The organism is Gordonia sp. YY1 (assembly GCF_009872315.1).
GTDB lineage: Bacteria > Actinomycetota > Actinomycetes > Mycobacteriales > Mycobacteriaceae > Gordonia > Gordonia amicalis.
In genome coordinates this window covers 130474-150766 of the sequence record NZ_WXYI01000005.1, presented here as the reverse complement: position 1 = coordinate 150766, position 20293 = coordinate 130474, and the positions used below count along the sequence as shown (strand labels likewise).

The 20293-nt window shown below is 68.2% G+C and carries 17 protein-coding genes; 8 read left to right on the top strand and 9 right to left on the bottom strand.

Annotated features, from left to right (window positions below; translation table 11 throughout):
* The first annotated feature begins 252 nt into the window (after positions 1-252).
* The 4 genes from BPODLACK_RS09310 (at position 253) to BPODLACK_RS09295 (ending at position 5428) form a co-directional block, all read left to right on the top strand.
* Positions 253-1668, top strand: coding sequence for an MFS transporter (locus BPODLACK_RS09310; RefSeq protein WP_024497856.1), 1416 nt, complete (start codon positions 253-255; stop codon positions 1666-1668).
* 170 nt (positions 1669-1838) lie between these two features.
* A complete protein-coding gene (locus tag BPODLACK_RS09305; RefSeq protein ID WP_024497855.1) occupies positions 1839-2972 on the top strand; it encodes a thiolase family protein in 1134 nt (377 codons plus the stop codon).
* 48 nt (positions 2973-3020) lie between these two features.
* Complete coding sequence (locus BPODLACK_RS09300) at positions 3021-3785, top strand: SDR family NAD(P)-dependent oxidoreductase (protein WP_024497854.1); 765 nt, start codon at positions 3021-3023, stop codon at positions 3783-3785.
* On the top strand, positions 3782-5428 hold the full coding sequence (locus tag BPODLACK_RS09295) for a class I adenylate-forming enzyme family protein (RefSeq protein WP_024497853.1): 1647 nt from the start codon (positions 3782-3784) through the stop codon (positions 5426-5428). The genes BPODLACK_RS09300 and BPODLACK_RS09295 overlap by 4 nt, the downstream gene beginning before the upstream one ends.
* A 185-nt stretch (positions 5429-5613) precedes the next feature.
* Here the strand turns inward: BPODLACK_RS09295 and BPODLACK_RS09290 are convergent, their stop codons facing one another.
* On the bottom strand, positions 5614-6813 hold the full coding sequence (locus BPODLACK_RS09290; RefSeq protein ID WP_024497852.1) for an acyl-CoA dehydrogenase family protein: 1200 nt from the start codon (positions 6811-6813) through the stop codon (positions 5614-5616).
* Positions 6814-6989: 176 nt separating this feature from the next.
* Here BPODLACK_RS09290 and fabG point away from each other — a divergent pair, with 176 nt between their 5' ends.
* Together fabG and BPODLACK_RS09280 are read left to right on the top strand one after the other, a co-directional pair.
* Positions 6990-7748 carry a 3-oxoacyl-ACP reductase FabG gene (fabG, locus tag BPODLACK_RS09285; RefSeq protein WP_024497851.1) on the top strand — a complete coding sequence of 253 codons (759 nt, stop codon included), beginning with the start codon at positions 6990-6992 and terminating at the stop codon, positions 7746-7748.
* 51 nt (positions 7749-7799) lie between these two features.
* Entirely contained in the window at positions 7800-9023 is a 1224-nt protein-coding gene (locus BPODLACK_RS09280; protein WP_024497850.1) for an acetyl-CoA C-acetyltransferase, read from the top strand.
* Positions 9024-9184: 161 nt separating this feature from the next.
* Here BPODLACK_RS09280 and BPODLACK_RS09275 read toward each other — a convergent pair whose 3' ends face one another.
* The 6 genes from BPODLACK_RS09275 to BPODLACK_RS09250 all read right to left on the bottom strand — a co-directional run bounded on the left by BPODLACK_RS09275 (position 9185) and on the right by BPODLACK_RS09250 (position 15594).
* Positions 9185-10057: a LysR family transcriptional regulator gene (locus BPODLACK_RS09275; protein ID WP_024497849.1), complete on the bottom strand. Its 873-nt coding sequence runs from the start codon at positions 10055-10057 to the stop codon at positions 9185-9187.
* Between the two features lie 6 nt (positions 10058-10063).
* Positions 10064-10966 carry a LysR family transcriptional regulator gene (locus BPODLACK_RS09270; protein ID WP_024497848.1) on the bottom strand — a complete coding sequence of 301 codons (903 nt, stop codon included), beginning with the start codon at positions 10964-10966 and terminating at the stop codon, positions 10064-10066.
* A gap of 33 nt (positions 10967-10999) precedes the next feature.
* Positions 11000-11761 (bottom strand): crotonase/enoyl-CoA hydratase family protein, encoded by a 762-nt coding sequence (locus BPODLACK_RS09265; RefSeq protein ID WP_024497847.1) that lies wholly within the window; start codon positions 11759-11761, stop codon positions 11000-11002.
* A 57-nt stretch (positions 11762-11818) separates the two neighbouring features.
* Positions 11819-12952: an MBL fold metallo-hydrolase gene (locus BPODLACK_RS09260; protein ID WP_024497846.1), complete on the bottom strand. Its 1134-nt coding sequence runs from the start codon at positions 12950-12952 to the stop codon at positions 11819-11821.
* A gap of 136 nt (positions 12953-13088) precedes the next feature.
* Positions 13089-13886, bottom strand: coding sequence for an alpha/beta fold hydrolase (locus BPODLACK_RS09255; RefSeq protein WP_024497845.1), 798 nt, complete (start codon positions 13884-13886; stop codon positions 13089-13091).
* A gap of 106 nt (positions 13887-13992) precedes the next feature.
* Complete coding sequence (locus tag BPODLACK_RS09250; protein WP_159405151.1) at positions 13993-15594, bottom strand: ABC-F family ATP-binding cassette domain-containing protein; 1602 nt, start codon at positions 15592-15594, stop codon at positions 13993-13995.
* Positions 15595-15814: 220 nt separating this feature from the next.
* Between BPODLACK_RS09250 and BPODLACK_RS09245 the strand changes: the two genes are divergently transcribed.
* Positions 15815-16825: an enoyl-CoA hydratase/isomerase family protein gene (locus BPODLACK_RS09245; protein WP_159405150.1), complete on the top strand. Its 1011-nt coding sequence runs from the start codon at positions 15815-15817 to the stop codon at positions 16823-16825.
* A 46-nt stretch (positions 16826-16871) separates the two neighbouring features.
* Here the strand turns inward: BPODLACK_RS09245 and BPODLACK_RS09240 are convergent, their stop codons facing one another.
* Positions 16872-17630, bottom strand: a complete 759-nt coding sequence (locus BPODLACK_RS09240) for a hypothetical protein (protein WP_159405149.1) — start codon at positions 17628-17630, stop codon at positions 16872-16874.
* Between the two features lie 4 nt (positions 17631-17634).
* On the bottom strand, positions 17635-19239 hold the full coding sequence (locus BPODLACK_RS09235; RefSeq protein ID WP_159405148.1) for a peptide chain release factor 3: 1605 nt from the start codon (positions 19237-19239) through the stop codon (positions 17635-17637).
* A gap of 144 nt (positions 19240-19383) precedes the next feature.
* Between BPODLACK_RS09235 and BPODLACK_RS09230 the strand changes: the two genes are divergently transcribed.
* Positions 19384-20253 (top strand): type IV toxin-antitoxin system AbiEi family antitoxin domain-containing protein, encoded by an 870-nt coding sequence (locus tag BPODLACK_RS09230; RefSeq protein WP_040004819.1) that lies wholly within the window; start codon positions 19384-19386, stop codon positions 20251-20253.
* The last annotated feature ends 40 nt before the right edge of the window (positions 20254-20293 follow it).

Below are 20293 nucleotides of genomic sequence, written 5' to 3'. Positions count from 1 at the left end.
AGCGCGAGCCAATGGTCGTCATGGAACAGCCGCGGCGGATTGTTCCGTGCCTAACTCTCGGATAGGGCCAGCCAATGGTGCCTGTTCGCAGCGCTGTGGTCCTCGACACATAGGCAGCTGCAGTCGGACCGTTCGCCGAGCGAACGTTGTGCCTCACATTGACGGCAGTTTCAATCGAACGCAGATGTGATCCGCCCCACTGAATTCCCGGTCCATCTATTCTCAGACCATTCGCCTGAAAGAGGTTCCCCCATGACGGTCACGACCGCCTCCGGATCAGGCTCCGGCAAAGACCCCGCGGCAGCCCCCACCGCGCCCGACACCACCGAATTCGAGGTGACGCCCGGACGTTTCGGCGGCCTCGGCCCGCTCGGCGAATCCCGGCTCACCGCATGGGGTCTCACGTCGCTGCTGGTCAGCCTGTATGTGATCAACTACGCCGACAAGGCCGTACTGGGCATCATCGCCAAGCCGCTGCGCGAAGAACTGGGTCTCAGCGCGTCCCAGATCGGACTCGTCGGAAGCCTGTTCTTCCTCACCTTCACCATCGGCGGCTTCTTCGCCGGCCTGCTCAACCGCTGGATGACGTTGCGCTGGTCGCTGGTCCTCCTCGGCCTGTGCTGGGCGGCGGCGATGTTGCCGATGATCGCGGTGGCCGGTTTCGCGGTCCTGCTCATCAGCCGGCTCCTGCTGGGCCTGTCCGAAGGACCCACGTCGGCGCTGTTGCACACCGCCGCGTACGCATGGCATCCGCCGGCGCGTCGTGCGCTGCCCGGCGCTCTGCTCGCCGGTGCCGCGTCGATCGCCAAGATCGCTATCGCCCCGCTCCTGACGGTCATCACCGTCAGCTTCGGCTGGCGCTGGGCGCTGTTCGCGCTCGCCGCCGCCGGCGCTGTCTGGGCCGTGGTGTGGCTGTCGACCTGGCGCCCGGGCCCCTACATCGCCAGCGGCAAGACCAAGAAGGTCGACGAGACGGCGACGGGCGAGACCTCGCCGGCCGACGCCGAGCCGGCCACCCCGTGGGTGAAGATCTTCCTCGCGCCGACCTTCATCACCGGTGCATTGCTGGTCATGAGCGTCTACGCCCTGGTCTCGGTGGTGCTCACCTGGCTGCCGTCGTACTTCGAGGACGGCCTGGGCTACAGCCAGCTGCAGTCCGGTTCGATGTTCGCCTTCCCGTCGATCGTCGGTCTCGTACTGATGCTGCTCAGCTCGATCACCAGCGACCGGATGATCACCAAGGGTGCGTCGCCGCGGGTGCTCCGCGTCGTCGTCCCGTCGGTGGGCGTCCTGATCTCCGGTGTCCTGCTGTTCCTGCTGCCGTCGATCAGTACCCCGATGGTGTGTGTCCTGATCCTGTCGGTCGGCTATGGCTTCGCCGCCATGGTGTTCCCGCTGCTCAACGCCGCGATCGCAGAGATCTGCCCGCCGCGTCAGACCGCCGGCACCCTCGGTGTCTTCCTGGCGATCATGGCCATCGGCGGCCTCGTCGCGCCGTACGCCACCGGCGTCATCGTCGACGCCGCGGCGACGCCCGCCGAGGGTTACGCCACCGCGTTCCAGGTCCTCGGACTGGTCGCATCGGTCTGCGCCGTGCTGGCGCTGATCTTCGCCAACCCGGCGCGCGACCGCACACGCCTGCGTCCGCATGCGGTGCTCACCGCCTGAGGCGACGCTTCTCTCATAGGCAGCACCTCATCGTCCGTGAGCGGGAATCGACTTGTCCGCCAGACCCCTTCGTGGTCGGCTCGACAGGACGGGTGATTTCCGCTCACGGACGTCCTCGGTTCCACAACTGAAACTCCCTCATCCACTGCCCGACATCTTTAGGAGACCTCATGCGCGATGCAGTGATCGTCGACGCCGTCCGCGCCCCGATCGGACGCCGCCGCGGAGCCCTGTCCGGAATCCATCCGGCCGACCTGTCCGCCCACGTCCTCGAGGCTCTCGTCGAGCGGACCGGCGTCGATCCCGCGATCGTCGACGACGTCGTGTGGGGTTGCGTCAGCCAGTCGTCGGAGCAGGCCGGCAACATCGCCCGCACCGCGATCCTCGCGGCCGGATGGCCGGAGTCCGTACCCGGCACCACGGTCACCCGCGCCTGCGGGTCGAGCCAGCAGGCCGTCAGCATGGCTGCCGCCGCGGTCATCTCGGGCCAGCAGGATGTCGTCATCGCCGGTGGCGTGGAGTCGATGAGCCGGGTCGCGATGGGCAGCTCGGCCCCCAACGGCGAACACCAGCCCGCCACCGTCCTCGACCGCTACGGCATCGACAAGTTCAGCCAGGGTCTCGGCGCGGAGACGATCGCCGCGAAGTGGGGATTCGACCGCACCCGCGTCGACGAATATTCCCTGCGCTCACACGAACTCGCGGCCGCCGCCGTCGACCGCGGTGCGTTCGACGGTCAGCTGGCCCCCATCTCCGGTGTGCTCGAAGGTGACGAGGGAATCCGCCGCGGTGGCACCCTGGAGTCGCTCGGCAAGCTCAAGCCCGCGTTCGCCGAGGACGGCGTCATCCACGCCGGCAACTCCTCGCAGATCTCCGACGGCTCGGGTGCACTCCTGATCATGTCGTCGGAGACGGCGAAATCGCATGGCCTGACCCCGATCGCGCGCATCCACACCGCGGTGGTCGCGGCCGACGACCCGGTCGTCATGCTGACCGGCCCGATCCCGTCGACCGCCAAGGCGCTCAAGCGTTCCGGTCTGTCGATCGACGACATCGGCGCTTTCGAGATCAACGAGGCGTTCGCGCCCGTACCGTTGGCCTGGCAGGCCGAGACCGGCGCCGACATCGAACGGCTCAACCCGCTCGGCGGCGCGATCGCCGTGGGCCACCCGCTCGGCGGCTCGGGCGCGATCCTGATGACCCGCCTCGTGCACCACATGCGCGACAACGGGATCCGCTACGGCCTGCAGTCGATGTGTGAGGCCGGCGGCATGGCCAACACCACCATCCTGGAACTCCTCTGATCCCGCCCCCATCCGACGCCAGACAACACTGAAAGGCACATCAGCACAATGGAACTCAAGGGACTCTCCGTCGCGATCACCGGTGGCGCCTCCGGCCTGGGGCTCGCCACCGCCAAGCGCGTCATCGACGCCGGCGGCCTGGTCACCCTGATCGATCTGCCCACGTCCGACGGACAGGCCGTCGCCGACGGCCTGGGTTCGGCGGCGAACTTCGCCGCCGCCGACATCACCGATGCCGAACAGTTCGCGGCCGCCCTCGATGTCGCCGACGAGCGCGGCGGCCTGCGCGGACTCGTGCACTGCGCCGGCGCGGGCCGGCGCATGCGGATCCTCGACAAGGACGGCAAGGCCGGGTCGGCGGAGGACTTCGAGTTCGTCATCAAGCTGAACCTCGTCGGGTCGTTCCACGCACTGTCGCTGGGTGCCGAGCGCATCGCGCGCCTCGAACCCATCGACGGCGAGCGTGGCGCCATCATCATGACGGCTTCCGTCGCGGCCTTCGAGGGGCAGATCGGCCAGATCAACTACTCGGCCTCCAAGGCGGGCATCGTCGGCATGACCCTCGTGGCCGCACGCGACCTGGCCAGCAAGCTGATCCGCGTCAACACCATCGCGCCCGGCACCATGGACACCCCGCTGCTCGCTCGCCTGCGCGATGACGTGCGGGCCTCGCTCGCGGCCAGCATCCCCAACCCGTCGCGCCTCGGTCGTCCCGAAGAGTTCGGGCAGCTTGCCGCGAACATCCTGGAGAACGCCTACCTCAACGGCGAGACCATCCGCCTCGACGGTGCTATCCGCATGGCACCGCGATGAGCGGCGTGTCGCCGACGACGCTCACCTATCCGGACACGAGCATGGCGGTGCTGCCGGCAAGCATGGCAGCGCTGTACGGCGACCGCGCAGCGGTCGTCGACGGAGACACGACGCTGACCTACGCCGAACTCGACGCGCGTTCGGCGGCGGTGGCGTCGGCCCTTCGGTCGGCGGGCGTCGCCGAACGTGACGTGGTGCTGATCTATCTCACCAACAGCATCGAATTCGTTGTCGCCTACTACGGTTCGCTGCGAGCCGGTGCCACCGTCACGCTCGTCAATCCGTTGCAGCCGGTGCCCGGTCTGCATCGCCAGATCGTCGAAACCGGTGCGGTCGCGGGCTTCACGCAGGCCGAACAATCCGAGCGGCTGCTGTCGGCCGCGGTCGATTCACCACTGACCACCGTGGTGGTCGTCGACGGTGGCGCGGCGGCGGTCGACGGCGTGCGGATCACCTCGCTCGAGGAGTTCACCGCCGGACACAGTGAGGCTCCGGCGGTCACCGTGTCGTCCGACGACGTCGCCCATCTGGCGTTCACCGGTGGGACGACGGGCGTTTCGAAGGGCGTTCGGGTGCTGCACCGCAACGTCCTCGGCAACGTCACGCAGATGATCGGTTGGCGTGCGGGGCACGCGATCGAGGTCGGCGACGACGGTCTGCTGCGGTTGACGCCGCGCGAGGGTTCCGACCGTGGAGTGGTCCCGGGCGATGCCGCGACCGTCGTCGTGTCGCCGCTGTTCCACGCGCACGCGCTGATCAACATGTCGTTCCTGTTGCTCTGTGGCGCAACCCATGTGTTCGCCGGACGGTTCGAACCCGGCCGTATGCTCGCCCTGATCGAGCGGTACCGGGCGTCGTATGTGACCGGCAGCCCGGCGATGTGGCATGCGCTGGCAGTCCACCCCGACGTCGAGTCGCGTGATCTGACGTCGGTGCGGGTGGTCTCGTCGGGCGCTGCTCCGATCGACCTCGTGACGCTCGGAGAACTCGAGAAGGCTTTCCCCGCAGCGGCGATCGTCGAAGGCTACGGACTCACCGAGGCGACCTGCCTGGTGTCCTCGGCACCGCTCACCGCCGAGGGTCAGTACCGGCTCGGCAGCGTCGGACTGCCGACCTTCGACACCGAGGTCGAGATCCGCGCCGCCCACGACCCGGCCGTCGTCCTGCCGGCGGGGGAGAGGGGACAGCTCTGGGTTCGCGGGCCGCAGGTCACCGACGGTTATCTCGGTCATCCCGAACAGACCGCGGAACAGTTCGTCGACGGGTGGCTCGACACCGGCGACATCGCGTACCGCGACGCCGACGGCTACATCTACATCTGCGACCGTGCCAAGGACATGCTGATCTACAAGGGCTACAACGTGTATCCGCGGGAGCTCGAGGAGATCCTGGTGACCCACACCGATGTCGCGGCCGCCGCGGTGGTCGGTCGTGAGGCCGGGCCCGTCGGCCAGGAGCCGGTGGCGTTCCTCGTCGCCAAGGACGGACACGACATCGACGAGGACGCGGTGGCCGCGTTCGTCGCCGAACAGGTGTTGCCCTACAAGAAGATCCGCGACGTCTTCGTCGTCGACGAGCTACCGACCTCGGCGGCCGGCAAGATCCAGAAGGTCGCCCTGCGGGAGCGTCTGACACACGCCTGACCCCTCTTCGGTGGTTGAGCCCCGTCTCCGCCGGTTGAGCCCCGTCTCCGCCGGTTGAGCCCCGTCGAATCCCCATAGCCCGAAACCGCGCTCACCGCGGTTTCGGGCTATGTCGTTCGGGGCTGAGCTACGACGAAAAAGGGCCGTCCCCACCGAAGTTGGGACGGTCCCTTTCTCGTCGTAGCTCAGCGCTGGGCGTTCTTGGCGCCCTGCTTGTAGAGGTTGCGGCCGATGATGAGGCGCTGGATCTCGCTGGTGCCCTCGTACAGTCGGAGCAGACGGACCTCGCGGTAGATGCGTTCCACCGGGACGTCGCGCATGTAGCCGCTGCCACCGTGGATCTGGACGGCGAGGTCGGCGACCTTGCCCACCATCTCGGTGCAGTAGAGCTTCGCAGCCGAGGGCGCGAGACGACGGTCGGTGTTGTCGACCCAGGCGCGGGCGGCGTCGCGGACCAGGGCCCGCCCGGCCATCACGCCCGTCTGCTGATCGGCGAGCATGGCCTGCACCAATTGGAACTCACCGATCGGTTTCCCACCCTGGGTGGACGTGGCCGCCCAGGCGATCGACTCGTCGAGTGCGCGCTGAGCGGTACCGACGGACAGTGCGGCGATGTGCACGCGACCGCGGGCGAGGGACATCATCGCGGCCTTGTAACCGACGTCCTCGCTGCCGCCGACGAGGGCAGAGTTCGGGACGCGGACGCCGTCGAAGTGCACGTCGGCGGTCCAGGCGCCCTCCTGACCCATCTTGCGGTCCTTCGCGCCGACGGTCAGACCGGCGGAGTCGGCCGGGACGAGGAACACCGCGATGCCGGTGCCGTTCTCGTCGGCCGGGCGGGTGCGCGCGAACACCACGAACAGGTCGGCCAGCGGAGCATTGGTGATGAAACGCTTTTCGCCGCTGATGACCCAGTCGTCGCCGTCGCGGACGGCCTTGGTGCGCAGGCCGGCGGGATCCGACCCGGCGCCCGGTTCGGTCAGCGCGAACGACGCGACGACCTCGCCGGAGGCGATCTTCTCCAGCCAGGCAGCCTTCTGCTCGTCGGTGCCGAAGTTCACCAGCACCTGACCGGCGATGCCGTTGTTGGTACCGAACATCGACCGGAGCGCGAGGGAGGTGTAACCGAGTTCCATCGCCAGTTCGACGTCTTGGGTCAGGTCGAGTCCGAGTCCGCCCCACTCCTGGGGGATCGCGTATCCGAAAAGACCCATGTCCTTGGCGGTTTGGCGGATGTCCTCGGGAATCGCGTCGGTGTCCAGGATCTCCTGCTCGCGCGGTACGACGACCTCCCGAACGAACTCTCGGGTCGCCGCCAGGATGTCGGCGAAGTCTTCCGCGCTCACCTGGGAGGTCGCGGTTGCTGGTTGCATCACTCCGGTCATGCTGCCACTCTTGCGCGTCCACGGTGAGGGGTCCAATACGAAAGCGGGATCGCTCCGATAGCCGTTGCGTATGAAACGGAGGCGTTCGACGCCGGAAATGCGGGTTAGATTACTCGCATCACCCGGCGCCTCACGCCGTCGGCGTTTGCACCAGAACCCCATGGGAAGGACCGAAGATGTCATCCACCACCCCCCAGCCGCTGCTCGAAGGGCGCACCGCCGTCGTGACCGGCGGTGCCCAGGGCATCGGCTTCGAGATCGCCCGGTCCTTCGTGGACGCGGGCGCCAAGGTGGTCCTGGGTGACCTCAACCTCGACGCCGCCCAGGCGGCCGCCGACAAGCTCGGTGGTCGCGACGTCGCCCGTGCGGTGAAGTGCAACGTGGTGAACGGCGACGAGGTCGACGCTCTGCTCGCCGAGGCGGTCGACGGCTTCGGTTCGCTCGACGTCCTGGTCAACAACGCCGGCATCACCCGCGACGCAACGATGCGCACCATGACCGAAGAGGACTTCGACCTGGTGATCTCGGTGCACCTCAAGGGCACCTGGAACGGCACCCGCAAGGCAGCCGCGATCATGCGCGAGGCCAAGCGCGGTGCGATCGTGAACATCTCCTCGCTGTCGGGCAAGGTCGGCATGGTCGGCCAGACCAACTACTCCGCCGCCAAGGCCGGCATCGTCGGCATGACGAAGGCCGCCGCCAAGGAGATGGCGCATCACGGCGTGCGGGTCAACGCGATCCAGCCCGGCCTGATCCGCTCGGCGATGACCGAGGCGATGCCGCAGAAGGCCTGGGATCAGAAGATGTCGGAGATCCCCATGCACCGTGCCGGTGAGGTCGGCGAGGTCGCGAGCGTCGCCCTGTTCCTCGCCTCGGACATGTCGTCGTACATGACCGGCACTGTGCTCGAGGTGACCGGCGGCCGCTTCATGTGAGAGCTGTTCTCACCCATACTCTTCCACCCGAGATTCTGCGAAAGGTCAACCATGCGAGACGTCGTCATCTGTGAGCCGGTACGTACCCCGATCGGCCGGTACGGCGGGATGTTCAAGAGCCTCACGGCGGTCGACCTGGGCGTGACCGCGCTCAAGGGTCTGCTGGAGCGCACCGGACTGGACCCGGAGAAGGTCGAGGACGTGATCCTCGGGCACTGCAACGGCAACAGCGAGGCCCCGGCCATCGGCCGCGTCGTCGCCCTCGACGCCGGGCTCCCGATCACGGTTGGCGGCATGCACATCGATCGCCGATGCGGCTCGGGTCTGCAGGCCGTCATCCAGGCCGCCTACCAGGTGTCCTCGGGCGACAACGACCTCGTCGTCGCCGGTGGCACCGAGTCGATGAGCAACGCCTCGTTCTACTCCGTCGACATGCGCTGGGGTGGTGCGCGTACCGGAATCGCCATGCACGACAGCCTCGTCCGCGCTCGCTCGACCGCCGGTGGTAAGCACTACCCGGTCCCCGGCGGGATGATCGAGACCGCCGAGAATCTCCGCAAGGAGTACGAGATCTCGCGCGCCGAGCAAGACGAGCTCGCGGTCGAATCCCACACGCGCGCAGTGCGTGCACAGAAGGACGGTGTGCTGGCCGAGGAGATCATCCCGGTCACCGTCCCGGGCCGTGCCGGCGATCAGATCATCGACACCGACGAGCATCCGCGCCCCGACGTCTCCGTCGAGTCCCTGGCCAAGCTGAAGCCGATCATGGGCAAGTCCGACCCCGAGGCCACTGTGACCGCGGGCAACGCCAGCGGACAGAACGACGCGGCGTCGATGGCGATCGTGACGACCAGCGAGGTCGCCGAGAAGCTCGGCCTGCGTCCGCTCGTCAGGCTCGTCTCATGGGGTCTCGCGGGTGTCCCGCCGCGCACCATGGGCATCGGACCGGTGCCGGCCACCGAGAAGGCACTGGCCAAGGCCGGTCTGACCCTGGCCGACATCGACCTCATCGAACTCAACGAGGCCTTCGCCGCCCAGGCGCTCGCCGTGACCCGTGAATGGGGCTTCGGCCGTTTCGGTTCCGGAGGCGACTTCGACCGCACCAACGTGCACGGTTCGGGCATCTCGCTGGGCCACCCGGTCGGCGCGACCGGTGGCCGCATGCTGGCCTCGCTGGCCCGTGAACTGCAGCGCCGGGAGGGTCGCTATGGTCTCGAGACGATGTGCATCGGCGGCGGTCAGGGACTGGCCGCGATCTTCGAACGGGTTGCCTGAGCGACCTCGATACGCGGCGTCCTCGCTCCGCTCGGTCGACGCTACTCGGCCGGCGGGTGGGGGCGCCGCGCTGCGTTGCGGTTGAGGCCACTCGGCCGGCGGGTGGGGGCGCCGCGCTGTGTTGCGGTTGAGGCTACTCGGCCGGCGGGTGGGGCGATCCCTCAATCCACCTGCGACCGAACGAGTTCGACGAAGGCATGACCCACGGGCGACAGGGACGCGGGGTCGAAGGCGATCGCGAACGGCCGGACGAAGCGCGGTTCGGTCTCACGGATGACGACGCGGTCCGCGGCCGTCTCGGCCATCGAACGTTCCAGCAGGGTGCCGCCGATACCGGCCAGCACCATCGGGAGTCGTTCCTCCCGATGCTCGGAGAGCACGGCGAGTGGTGGCCGGACCCCGCCGACGCGGATGGCCTCCTCGAATTCGTCGGCCACCGAGTGCCCGCGCGGGACGAACACCATCGGCACCGCGGGGAGATTTCCCAATGGGATCGGTCCGTCGGGAACCACGGCGTCCTCGGGATAGACGAGGACGTACTCCTGCTCACCGAGAACGATGACCTCGAGCGCGTCGCCGGCGATGGGCAGGTGGGCGACGGCGAATTCGCAGTGACCGTCCTCGATGGACGACGCCGCCCGCGTTTCATCACGTAATTCGCCGAGCCGCACCGACACTCGCGGATACGCGGCGCGGAAGCGGGCGATGAGGTCGACGACCGGACCGACCGCCGTCGCCGGCGAGGCGAGCAGGTCGAGATGACCGGTGAGTTCATCCTCCTCGGCCGCGAGGAGATCGCCCACGGCGTCGACGTCGCGGATGATCTGGCGCGCCGGACCGACCATCGTGCGGCCGGCCGCCGACAGGACCATGCCACGACCGATGCGGTGGAACAGCTGCACGCCGAGTTCGCGTTCGAGGGCGCGCAATGCCTGCGAGACCGTCGGCTGCGCGACGCCCAGCGCGGTGGCGGCACCGCCGATGCCCTGGTTCTCGACCACGGCGAGGAAGTATTCGACCTGGCGTAATTCCATGGTGGCCTACCAGTCCCGGGTCTCGGTCGGCTCCGGGCTCAGGCCGGAGTGGGCCCGGGCTGCGGAGATGAAGGCGAGGGCCGCCGGCGAGGGGAGTCCCGAGCGCAGGACGAGTCCCCACGGCCGCGTCAGCGGCGGATCGAGCGCGAGTTGCCGGACACCGGCGAGTTGTTTGTCGGCGACGATGCGCGGCACAACCGTTGCGGCTGTGCCGCGTTCCACGAGATTCCAGATCGCCGCCGGCAGTGGACAGTCGACGACCACGTTGCGCGCGGCGTCGTCGATGAGGTCGGCGAACAGGGTCGCGGTGTGCTGGTCGCTGTGGTCGATGACCAGCGGCACCGAGCGGATGGCACTGCGCGACACGGTGTCCGGGAGTCCTGCCGCCAGCGCGTCGGGTGCGGCCACCACCAGTTCCTGCTGCGTCATCGGGATGGCGGAGAACGTCGCATGCTCGGCGGATGAGTCGATGACGCCGATCTCGGCAGCGCCGGATCGCAACGCGGAGAGCACACCCGCCGGACCGTCTGCGGCGAGGACTCGCACCGCGAGACTCGGGAAGCGCTCCCGGAACAGGCGGACGACGTCGACGAGGGGATCGATGCTGAATGCCGCATACGTCACCACGTCGACACGCCCGGCCTGTAGTTCGCGCACCGCGTCGACCTTCTGCTTCGCACGATCGACGTCGGCGAGGATGCGCCTCGCCGCGTCGTCGAGCTTGCGTCCGGCCTCGGTGAGTTCGAGGCGTCGTCCGGTCCGGTCGAACAGGGTCACACCCAGACGCTTCTCGAGCGTCCGGATGGCCTGCGACAACGAGGGCTGCGAGATGTAGAGCGACTGGGCGGCCTTCGTGATCCCACCGTGGTCGACGACTGCGACGAAGTAGGTCACGAGGTGCAGGTCCACCTCAGCCACTCTAGTGATAGGCCTTTACCGCGATCAGCGGCCCTTCCACTGGGGTGCGCGCTTCTCGGCGAACGCCTTGGCACCCTCCTGTGCGTCCTCGGACTTGAAGACCGGGGTGAGGTACTCCCACTGCTGCTTGATCAGGTCGGTGTCGGTGTACTTGATGGCCATCGAGGTGACCTGCTTGGTTGCACGCACCGCGAGCGGACCGTTGGCCGCGATCTTCGCGGCGAGTTCGCGCGCACCGTCGAGGGCCTCGCCGGGCTTGGTGATCTTGTTGACCAGTCCGAACTGGTGGGCGCGCTCGGCGGTGAGCGGGTCACCGGTCAGGGCGAGCTCCATCGCGACCTGGTACGGGAGGATCTTGGGCAGGCGCAGGAGGCCGCCGGCGGCTGCGGCGAGACCGCGCTTGACCTCGGGGATGCCGAACTTGGAGTTCTCGGCGGCGACGACGAGATCGGCGGACAGTGCGAGCTCGCAACCACCGGCGAGGGCCCAGCCCTCGACCGCGGCGATCAGCGGCTTGCTCGGCGGGGCCTCGGTGAGGCCACCGAAACCGCGACCCTTCAACGAGACCTGCTCGCCGCGGGAGAACGCCTTGAGATCCATACCCGCACAGAACGTACCGCCGGCGCCGGTGAGGATGCCGATGGTGAGATCGTCGCGCGACTCGAGTTCGTCGATGGCCGCGGCGATGCCCTCGGACACCTCGAGGTTGACGGCGTTCTTCGCCTCGGGGCGGTTGATCGTGATGACGGCGACGCCGTCGGCGAACTCGGTGAGCACGGCACTCATGGTGACTCTTTCCTGTTGTGGGTGGACGGTGCGTTGAAGAGAAGTTGCGATGTGCGCCTACGGCGTGGGAACGGACGTGCCCGGTGACCTCGGGTGCTCGGACATGGTCGCGGGCGACCAGCGGATCGGATCGACGGCGCGTGGCTCCGATGTTCCCGGATCGTCCCCTGCAGCCGGCGTGGTGCAGGTCAGGATTCCGCGCTCGCGCAACACGAGTAGGTGGGCGTCGGTCTCCCGCAGTGCAAGTCGGCTCAGCGTGAGGGTGAGGTCCTCGAATGGCCGTGACCACGTCACGGCCCGGGTGATCTCCCACGCGGTGCTCTCCGGTCGGGCTGCGACCGCCTCGGCGATCTCGGTCAGTCGCTCCTCGTGGTGGGTGAGCAGCCCGGTCACGCGGTTGCCGAGACCGCGGAAGCGGTACTCGTGCGAGGGCAACGCCTCGTGGTCCCGCATCTTCTCGGTGTTGGCCAGGGAGACGAGATAGTCGGCGAGGGGGTTCAGGGGCTGCATCGGGCTGGTGGAGATGTTCGGGCTGATGCGCGGCAGCAGGTGGTCGCCGGTGAAGATGATGCCCGCGGAGTCGTCGGCGAAGCACAGATGGCCGGCGGTATGGCCGGGTGTCCAGATCGCGCGGATGTCCCATCCCGGTATGTCGAGCGGCGCGTCGCCGGTCAGTTCGCGGTCGACGGTCCGGCCGTCGGGCATGCGGATGAAGTCGACGAGACCCTCGTCGGCGACGTCCGGCGGCGCCCCGATCAGGCGCAGCTCGGCACGCGCCTGAGCGAGTTGCCGTTCGACCTCCTCGGCGCTGTGATGGCGCAGGAAACGCGCATCGTCGCGATGCATCCACAGCTCGACGTCGACCTTTTCGAGAAGCCGCGGAACGAGACCGAAGTGATCGGGATGCAGATGGGTCACGGCGACGGACCGGACGTCGGTGATGTCGCGGCCCGTGGCTCGGACACCGGCGACGAGGGCGTCCCACGACTCGTCCGACGGCCAGCCGGCGTCGATCAGGGCGAGCCCGCCGTCGGGAAGTCCGAGGGCGTAGACGAGCACGTAGCGAAGTGGGTTGGGGCCCATCGGGACCGGGATGGACCACAGGTCGGGCCGGACCTGTTCGACGGGCGGCAGCACCTTGTCGGCCCAGGCCTGTTTCTGGAGCGGGCCGGTCACCTCGATCGTCGTCATCGCTAGACCTCCCAGTCGGCGTGCGTGGAAACCCGGCGGCACCACGGCGCGGATGTGCGGTGGTCCAACAATCATCCGACCATGAGACGACGATCACCCTCAAACTGGGTGCGACTCAGACACCCTGAGGGAGTACCTATCTGTCGAGGTCGCCCGGCACGGGGTGAACAATGTCACTGCTGCGAGGGCCGACTGCGTCGCATGACGCCGCGACGTCGCGAACCAGACGTCCGGCGAGGGCCGGCTGGATGAGCGGGAACAGGTGACTCGCCCCGGGCACCACGGTCAGCGACGCATTCGCCGCGGCGTCGACGAACTTCTTCTCGTGGACTCGGAACTGGTCCTGCGAGCCGTTGATGAAGACGATCGGCCCCGGGTATCGGGCCACCGCGCCGAGCGCGTCGAAGCGCTTCAGCTCGGCGACGACGTCGGCGATCGAGCCCAGGGCCAGTCCGCCGATCTCCATGTCCTCCGACACCTGCCGGCCGGCGACGAGGCGGGTGAGCAGCTGGCTGATGACCGCCGCCTGGCGGGGAAGGAATGCGGTGACGGCTCCGAAGATCTCGAACGGTGCCGCGAAGAGCGGGCCGGGTTGCGCGGTCGCGCACATCGGCACGAGCCCGGCGACACGATCTGCGTGACGGCTCGCCGCCGCCATCGCCACGTATCCGCCCATCGACATACCGGCCACCACCGCCGGCTGCCCGAACCGGTCGACCTCGGCGAGAACAGTGTCGACGGCGCCGGCCATGGTGAACGTCTCGTCCCGGCGGCGGCCATGGCCGGGAAGGTCGGGCGTGGAGACCGGCCGGTCGTCGACGGCGGCCGCGATGCGGTGCAGTGAAGCGCCACTGACCCGCAGACCGTGGACGAGTACGACCGGGGTTCGCCCGGGTACGCCGAGCAGTTGGTCGCAAGCACTGAGAGCGGACATCGCCCGAAGTATGCAGGCTTCCCGGCACCGGCGCGGACCGCGTCACCGAGTGTTCGTCAGCGGTCTGTCCCCCGTCATCCTGGATCCCCGTCATCCTGGATCCCCGTCATGCAGGACCACTGTCGGTGTCGCCCGGCATCGGCACAACCTGTCGGCCGATGCCGATCCGGCCGAGGAAACCGGTGTCGTGCGATACGACGAGGAGGGCGCCGGACCACGTGACGAGCGCGTCGACGAGTTGCGTGACGGTGTCGAGATCGAGATTGTTGGTCGGCTCGTCGAGGATCAGCAGCTTCGGGGTCGGGTCACCGAGCAGCGCGTCGGCGAGAGCGACCCGAAGACGTTCGCCGCCGGAGAGTTCCGCGAGCGCACGGTCGGCTCGCGCTCCGCGGAACAGGAACCGCGCCAGATGAGAACGCACCTCCTGCGTGCTGATGTCCGGGTGATGCGCCGACACCTGACCGGCGATCGTCGCCGCCGGGTCGTCGAAGACGATCTGCTGCGGCACATATGCATACGGGACGACGACGGCCTCGCTGGCGATGAGGTCCGCGATAAACGTCGACTTCCCGGAACCGTTGGACCCCACCAGAGCGATCCGTTCCGGACCGTCGATGCGCAGTCGATCGTCGGTGATGACCTGGGTGCGCGGCGCCAACTCGACCTCCGGCACCACGATCCGCGCGCTGCGGTCCTTCCGGATCTCCTCGCGTGCGCTGTCGAGACGAGAGGCGGCCGATGCCACGTCGTCGCGATGGGCGTTGCGCAGCTTCCCGGCCGAGATCTGGGCCTCGCCACGTCGCTTGTGCGCGATGATCTTCGGCACCCGCTTCTCGCGTTCGGCGGTGGCCGCGGTGCGGGCGCGGCGATCGAGTTTGATCTGGGCGTCGATCAGTTCGCGACGCTGCTTGCGCAGATCGCCCGCCGCGGTCGCGACCGCGGCCTCAGCGGCGTCCTGCTCGGCGTCCACGATCTCGCGGTAGTGCGAGTACGGACCGCCGAACACGCGGACCCGACCCCGGTACAACTCGAGTGTCGCATCGACGCGCTCGAGCAGTTCGAGATCGTGACTCACCACGACCACCGTGCCGGCGAAGGTGTCGATGGCATCGAAAAGCCTTGTTCGCGAGCTGGTGTCGAGGTTGTTCGTCGGTTCGTCGAGGAGCAGTACCGACGGTCGGCGCATGAGCGCGGCGACGATCGACAACAGCGTCGCCTCGCCACCGGACAGGGCGCCGACCCGCCGATCGAGATCGGCGGGCAGACTCATCTGTTCGAGGAGTCCGATCGCCCGTTCGTCGACGTCCCAGTCGTCGCCGACGGCATCGAAGTCGGCGGGGTCGACAGACCCGCCCTCGATGCGGCGGATCGCGTCGCGGATGCCGTCGATACCGAGCGCTGCGGACACGGTCGACCCCGGGTCCGACTGCGGGTCCTGCGGAACGATCCCGACCTCCGGCGCGGGCCCGGTGCCGGCGATGCCGACACTGCCCGACGCCGGGCGCAGACGCTGCGCGATCAAGCCGAGCAACGTCGATTTGCCCGCACCGTTGGCGCCGATCAACGAATACGTCGACGCACCCAGCGTGAGGTTGAGGTGATCGAAGACGACGGTGCCGTCGGGCCAGCTGAACGAGACGTCGGACAACACGATCGACGACCCCGGAGAAGACGGGGATTGCGCAGAAGAGGGCAGGGCAGTGGACACGAGAACTCCTGAAGTGGTTCGGATTCACCGACGGGTGTCGCATCGACATCGCGCGTCGGCGGGGGCCACTTCAGTTCTTCATCGGGTGGGATCACTCCTCGTGTCGCCGGCAACTGCGGAGTTCACCGTAGTAGATGTACTCGGGTCTGCCAACGCGATTTTTCCCGGTCTCATTCCGGTGCGATGAACCCGGACCTCCGGCACCGCTACGGTTGAGGGCATGTCCTTCATTCGCACCTCGGTGTCCAACGGCGTCGGTGAGATCGTCCTCGACCGGCCGAAAGCTCTGAACGCGCTGGACCAGACCATGATCGACGACATGTACGCCACGCTCGGCGAGTGGGGTGACGACGACTCGATCGAGACGGTGCTCGTCACCTCGGCCGGCGACCGCGCGTTCTGCGCGGGCGGTGACATCCGTGCGATACGCGATTATTCGCTCGACGGGGACACCACGGCGATCACGCGTTACTTCATCAGCGAGTACCGCCTCGACCAGATGGTCGCCGACTACCCCAAGCCCTACGTCAGCCTGATCGACGGCGCGGCCATGGGCGGCGGCCTCGGCATCAGCGTCCACGGCGAGATCCGGGTGGTGACCGAGAAGGCGATGATCGCGATGCCCGAGACCGCGATCGGATTCTTCCCCGACATCGGCTCCACCTACTTCCTCCCGCGGCTGCCCGAGGGCGTCGGCATGTGGCTGGGCCTCACCGGGGCCCGTATCCGCGGGATCGACGCGGTGGCCGTCGGCCTGGCAACGCATTTCGTCGCGTCCGCCGATCTGGCCGGAGTCGCCGAATCGATCCGTTCCGGCGATCCCCTTGCCGATGCGCTGGCGTCGTCGGGGACCACCGAGACCAGCGACGTCCCGCTGCGCAAGATCGGGGAGTACTTCGCCGACGACAACGTCAACGCGATCGTCGGCGGCCTGCGCGGTGCGATCGGCGACGACTGGGCCGCGGAGATGATCGGCCTGCTGGAGAAGGCCTCACCCACCAGCCTGTGGGTGACGGCCGCGATGATCAACGCCGGCGCGCAGTCGGGGATCGACGAGTGCTTCGATCGGGAACTGCATGCGGCGCAACAGATCACGGCGACCAACGACTTCCTCGAGGGAGTGCGCGCGGTGCTGGTGGACAAGGACCGCAACCCGTCCTTCGACCCCGCCGCCATCGACGATGTCGACCCGGCGGTGGTCGCGCGGATCGTGGGTGACTCGGTCGGTTGAGCAGGGGGGAGCCTGCGACGAGCCGTATCGGCGCCGGCCCCGACGACTACGGAGTGACCTGGAACCGTCCGGACAGGACGACCGTCGACGGGGTGCCGGCGTCGGGTCTCCGGCTCGTCGACGACTCGTCGGTGTCGTAGGCGACGTCGTCGTCGGGCGCGAACGGATTGGCGTCGACGCGGGAGGCCTCCGGGCACGTGAACGAACCCGCGGCGAGTTTGCCCGACATCCCGCTGATGCTGAGCCGGCACGCCGAGGACTGGTGGTAGACACCGTCGACCGAGACCCCGATCTGGGCATTGATCGGTGTGGTCAGGGGGCCGGCGGTGGGGCGTGGTCCGCCACCGGCGGGCGGGACGGTGCCACCGGTCAATTCGCTGACGGGGAACTCGATCTGGGCGCCGTCGGTCCCGGTTCCCTTGAACACGAACAACAGCGAATCCGGCGGGACATCGGGCCGCGCCGGACCCCACCGCGCGAACTCGTAGCAGGTGGTCGCTTCCTCGGAGGTCTCGCGGTTGCCGGCTGCCGGGAGACCGGCCGTCGTGGCTGCCTGTTCGGTGATCGCGATCCGGATGTCGCCGGAACGGAAGTCGAGGCCGTGGCCGCCGCGGTCGACATTGCCCTGTAGCGGTTTCTCGGCGCATTTCGCGGGATCGATCGGCCGTGCGGTCGGGGTGGGTGCGACGCTCGTCGACGTCGCGGCCGGCGGCTGACCGCCGGCGCAGCCCGAGATCAGGAGCGCCGTCGCGGACACCACGATCAGCGCCCCGACACCACGGGTGCGTACGAGGTGACGCCTCATCGGGTCAATCCGCCGCGGCGACAAGGGGTTGCAGCGTCAGGTCGGGATGTTCCTTCTCGATGTACTGCAGGCGCCACTTGTCGCTGAAGAGCGCCAGGATCGCGCCGTCGGTGCGCGTGAACACCTCGACGCCGCGCTGGCGGTCGAGCTCGGGTGCACTCTCGGCGTCGGTGCGTCGGGCCAGCGTGTACCCGAGCGGCTCGATGATGGTGTCGACGTTGAACTCGGCCTTCATCCGCGCGGTCACGACCTCGAACTGCATGGGGCCCACCGCGGCGAGGACCGGCGACATGTCGCCGCGGGTGTCGTTGCGCAGCACCTGCACGACGCCCTCGCTGTCGAGTTGGTCCATCGCCTTGCGGAACTGCTTGTACTTGTCGGCCGTCGTCGCGCGCAGCGTCGAGAAGTGTTCGGGTGCGAACGAGGGGATCGGCGGGAACTGGACCCTCGGGCCGTCGAAGAGGGTGTCGCCTGGGGCCAGTGCGGTCGCGTTCACCAGTCCGACCACGTCGCCCGGATATGCGGTGTCGACCGTGGAGCGATCCCGGCCGAACACGGCCTGGGCGTACTTGGTGGCGAACGGTTTTCCGGTCTGCGCGTGCGTGACGACCATGCCGCGTTCGAACTCGCCGGACACGATCCGCATGTACGCCAACCGATCTCGGTGGCTCGAGTCCATGCCGGCCTGCACCTTGAAGACGACGGCGCTGAAGGGGTCGGTCACCGGGCGCTCGTTGCCCTCGATGTCGAGGCGACCGGCCGGCGGCGGAGCGAGCTCGACGAGCACCTCGAGCAGTTGCCGCACCCCGAAGTTCAGCATCGCCGAGGCGAAGATCATCGGCGAGGTCTGGCCGGCGAGGAACAGCTCCTGGTCGTGGTCCTGACCCATCTCGGAGAGCAGTTCGCTCTCCTCGACGGCGGCGGTCCATTCGTCGCCTTCGCGCGCCGCCGCGTCGTCGGCGCTCATGATCTCCTCGGGGGCGATCTTCGCCCCGCCGGCCGTGCGCGTGAAGTGCACATACTCGCCGGTGCGACGGTCGAGCAGACCGCGGAAGTCGCCGGCGATGCCGACCGGGAAGAACAGCGGGGTCGGGGTGAGGCCGATGCGCTCGGTGATCTCGTCGATCAGCTCCAGCGGGGTCTGGCCGGGACGGTCCCACTTGTTGATGACGGTGATCACCGGGATACCGCGGTGGCGACACACCTGGAAGAGCTTCAGGGTCTGCGGTTCGAGGCCCTTGGCGGCGTCGATGAGCATCACCGCCGCATCGACCGCCGTCAGCACGCGGTAGGTGTCCTCGGAGAAGTCGGCGTGACCGGGGGTGTCGACCAGGTTGATCACGCTCGGAATGTGCGCGTCGCTGTGCTCGGCGGCATAGTTGAACTGCAGCGCGGTGGAGCTGACCGAGATGCCACGGGCCTTCTCCATCTCCATCCAGTCGGAGACGGTGGACTTGCGTCCCGCCTTGCCGTGGATCGCACCCGCCTCGCTGATCATGCGCGCATGCAAGGCCAACGCCTCGGTCATCGTCGACTTGCCGGCGTCCGGATGGGAGATGATCGCGAAGGTACGTCGACGCTTGACCTCGGTTGCGACGTCAGAACTCACGAGATTCGAGGCTACTCGGCTGGTCGGGGGCCACCAAACTGGCGCCTCCGATGACGATGCGGCAGATGGTGCCGCTATCCGGGACTGGTTGCCGCAATCTCATATGCTGGGAACCCGGCGACGGGTTGGATGCGTCCAAGAGGCGTGCAGACACCATCCCGCCTTCGTCAACATGCGCTCGCTCGGGACGGGGTCGTGACATTCGCCGACGCCGTGGAGTTCGGGCTGACCAAGTCGGGGGTCCATAGGCGAGTCGGGTCCGGTCTGTGGACGCCGCAATCGCGAGGGGTGTACACCCTGGCCGATCATCCGGTGACGCCGCGGACCCGCGCCCGGCTCGCAGTCGCTGCAGTCGGCATCGACGCCGCTCTGTCCGGGCTCGGGGCTGCGTGGTGGCACGGAATCGTCGACGACCCGCCGAAGAAGTTCACGGTGACCGCGCCACGATCCCGGCACGGATCGCCGGTCGACGGGGTGCGGGTGCGGTACCGGCCGCTCGTAGACGCCGAGACGGTCACCCGCGACCATCTACTCGTCACTTCGTTGCCGCTGTCTGTGCTGGAGGCTTCCGTCGAGAGCGACAGCAGTGTCCTCGACGCCGCGCTGTTGCTCCGCCGCGTGTCGATGGAACAGCTGCGGACCGCAGCGGCGCGACGGCGGGGGAAGGCGGACTCTGCCGAGATCGCGCCGTTGATGGCGGGGGTCGAGACAGGAGCCCGGTCCGCGGCCGAACGACTGGCCGTCGATCTTCTCCGCGACGGCGGGGTGGAGGGCTGGGTCTGCAATCACCCGGTCGGCGGCTACTTCGTCGATGTGGCGTTCCCGGACAGGATGCTCGCCGTCGAGATCGACGGCATGGCATTCCATCGCGATGCCGAGACCTTCCAGCGCGACCGGCGTCGTCGCAACGACCTCATCGCGCTGGGCTGGACGGTCCTCAACTACACCTGGGCGGATCTCACGGAACGTCCGGGGTACGTCGTCGAACGCGTACGTCAGGCGCTCGCTGCCTGAGAACAGATGCGGCAGTTGGTTCCGGAATCCGGGACCAACT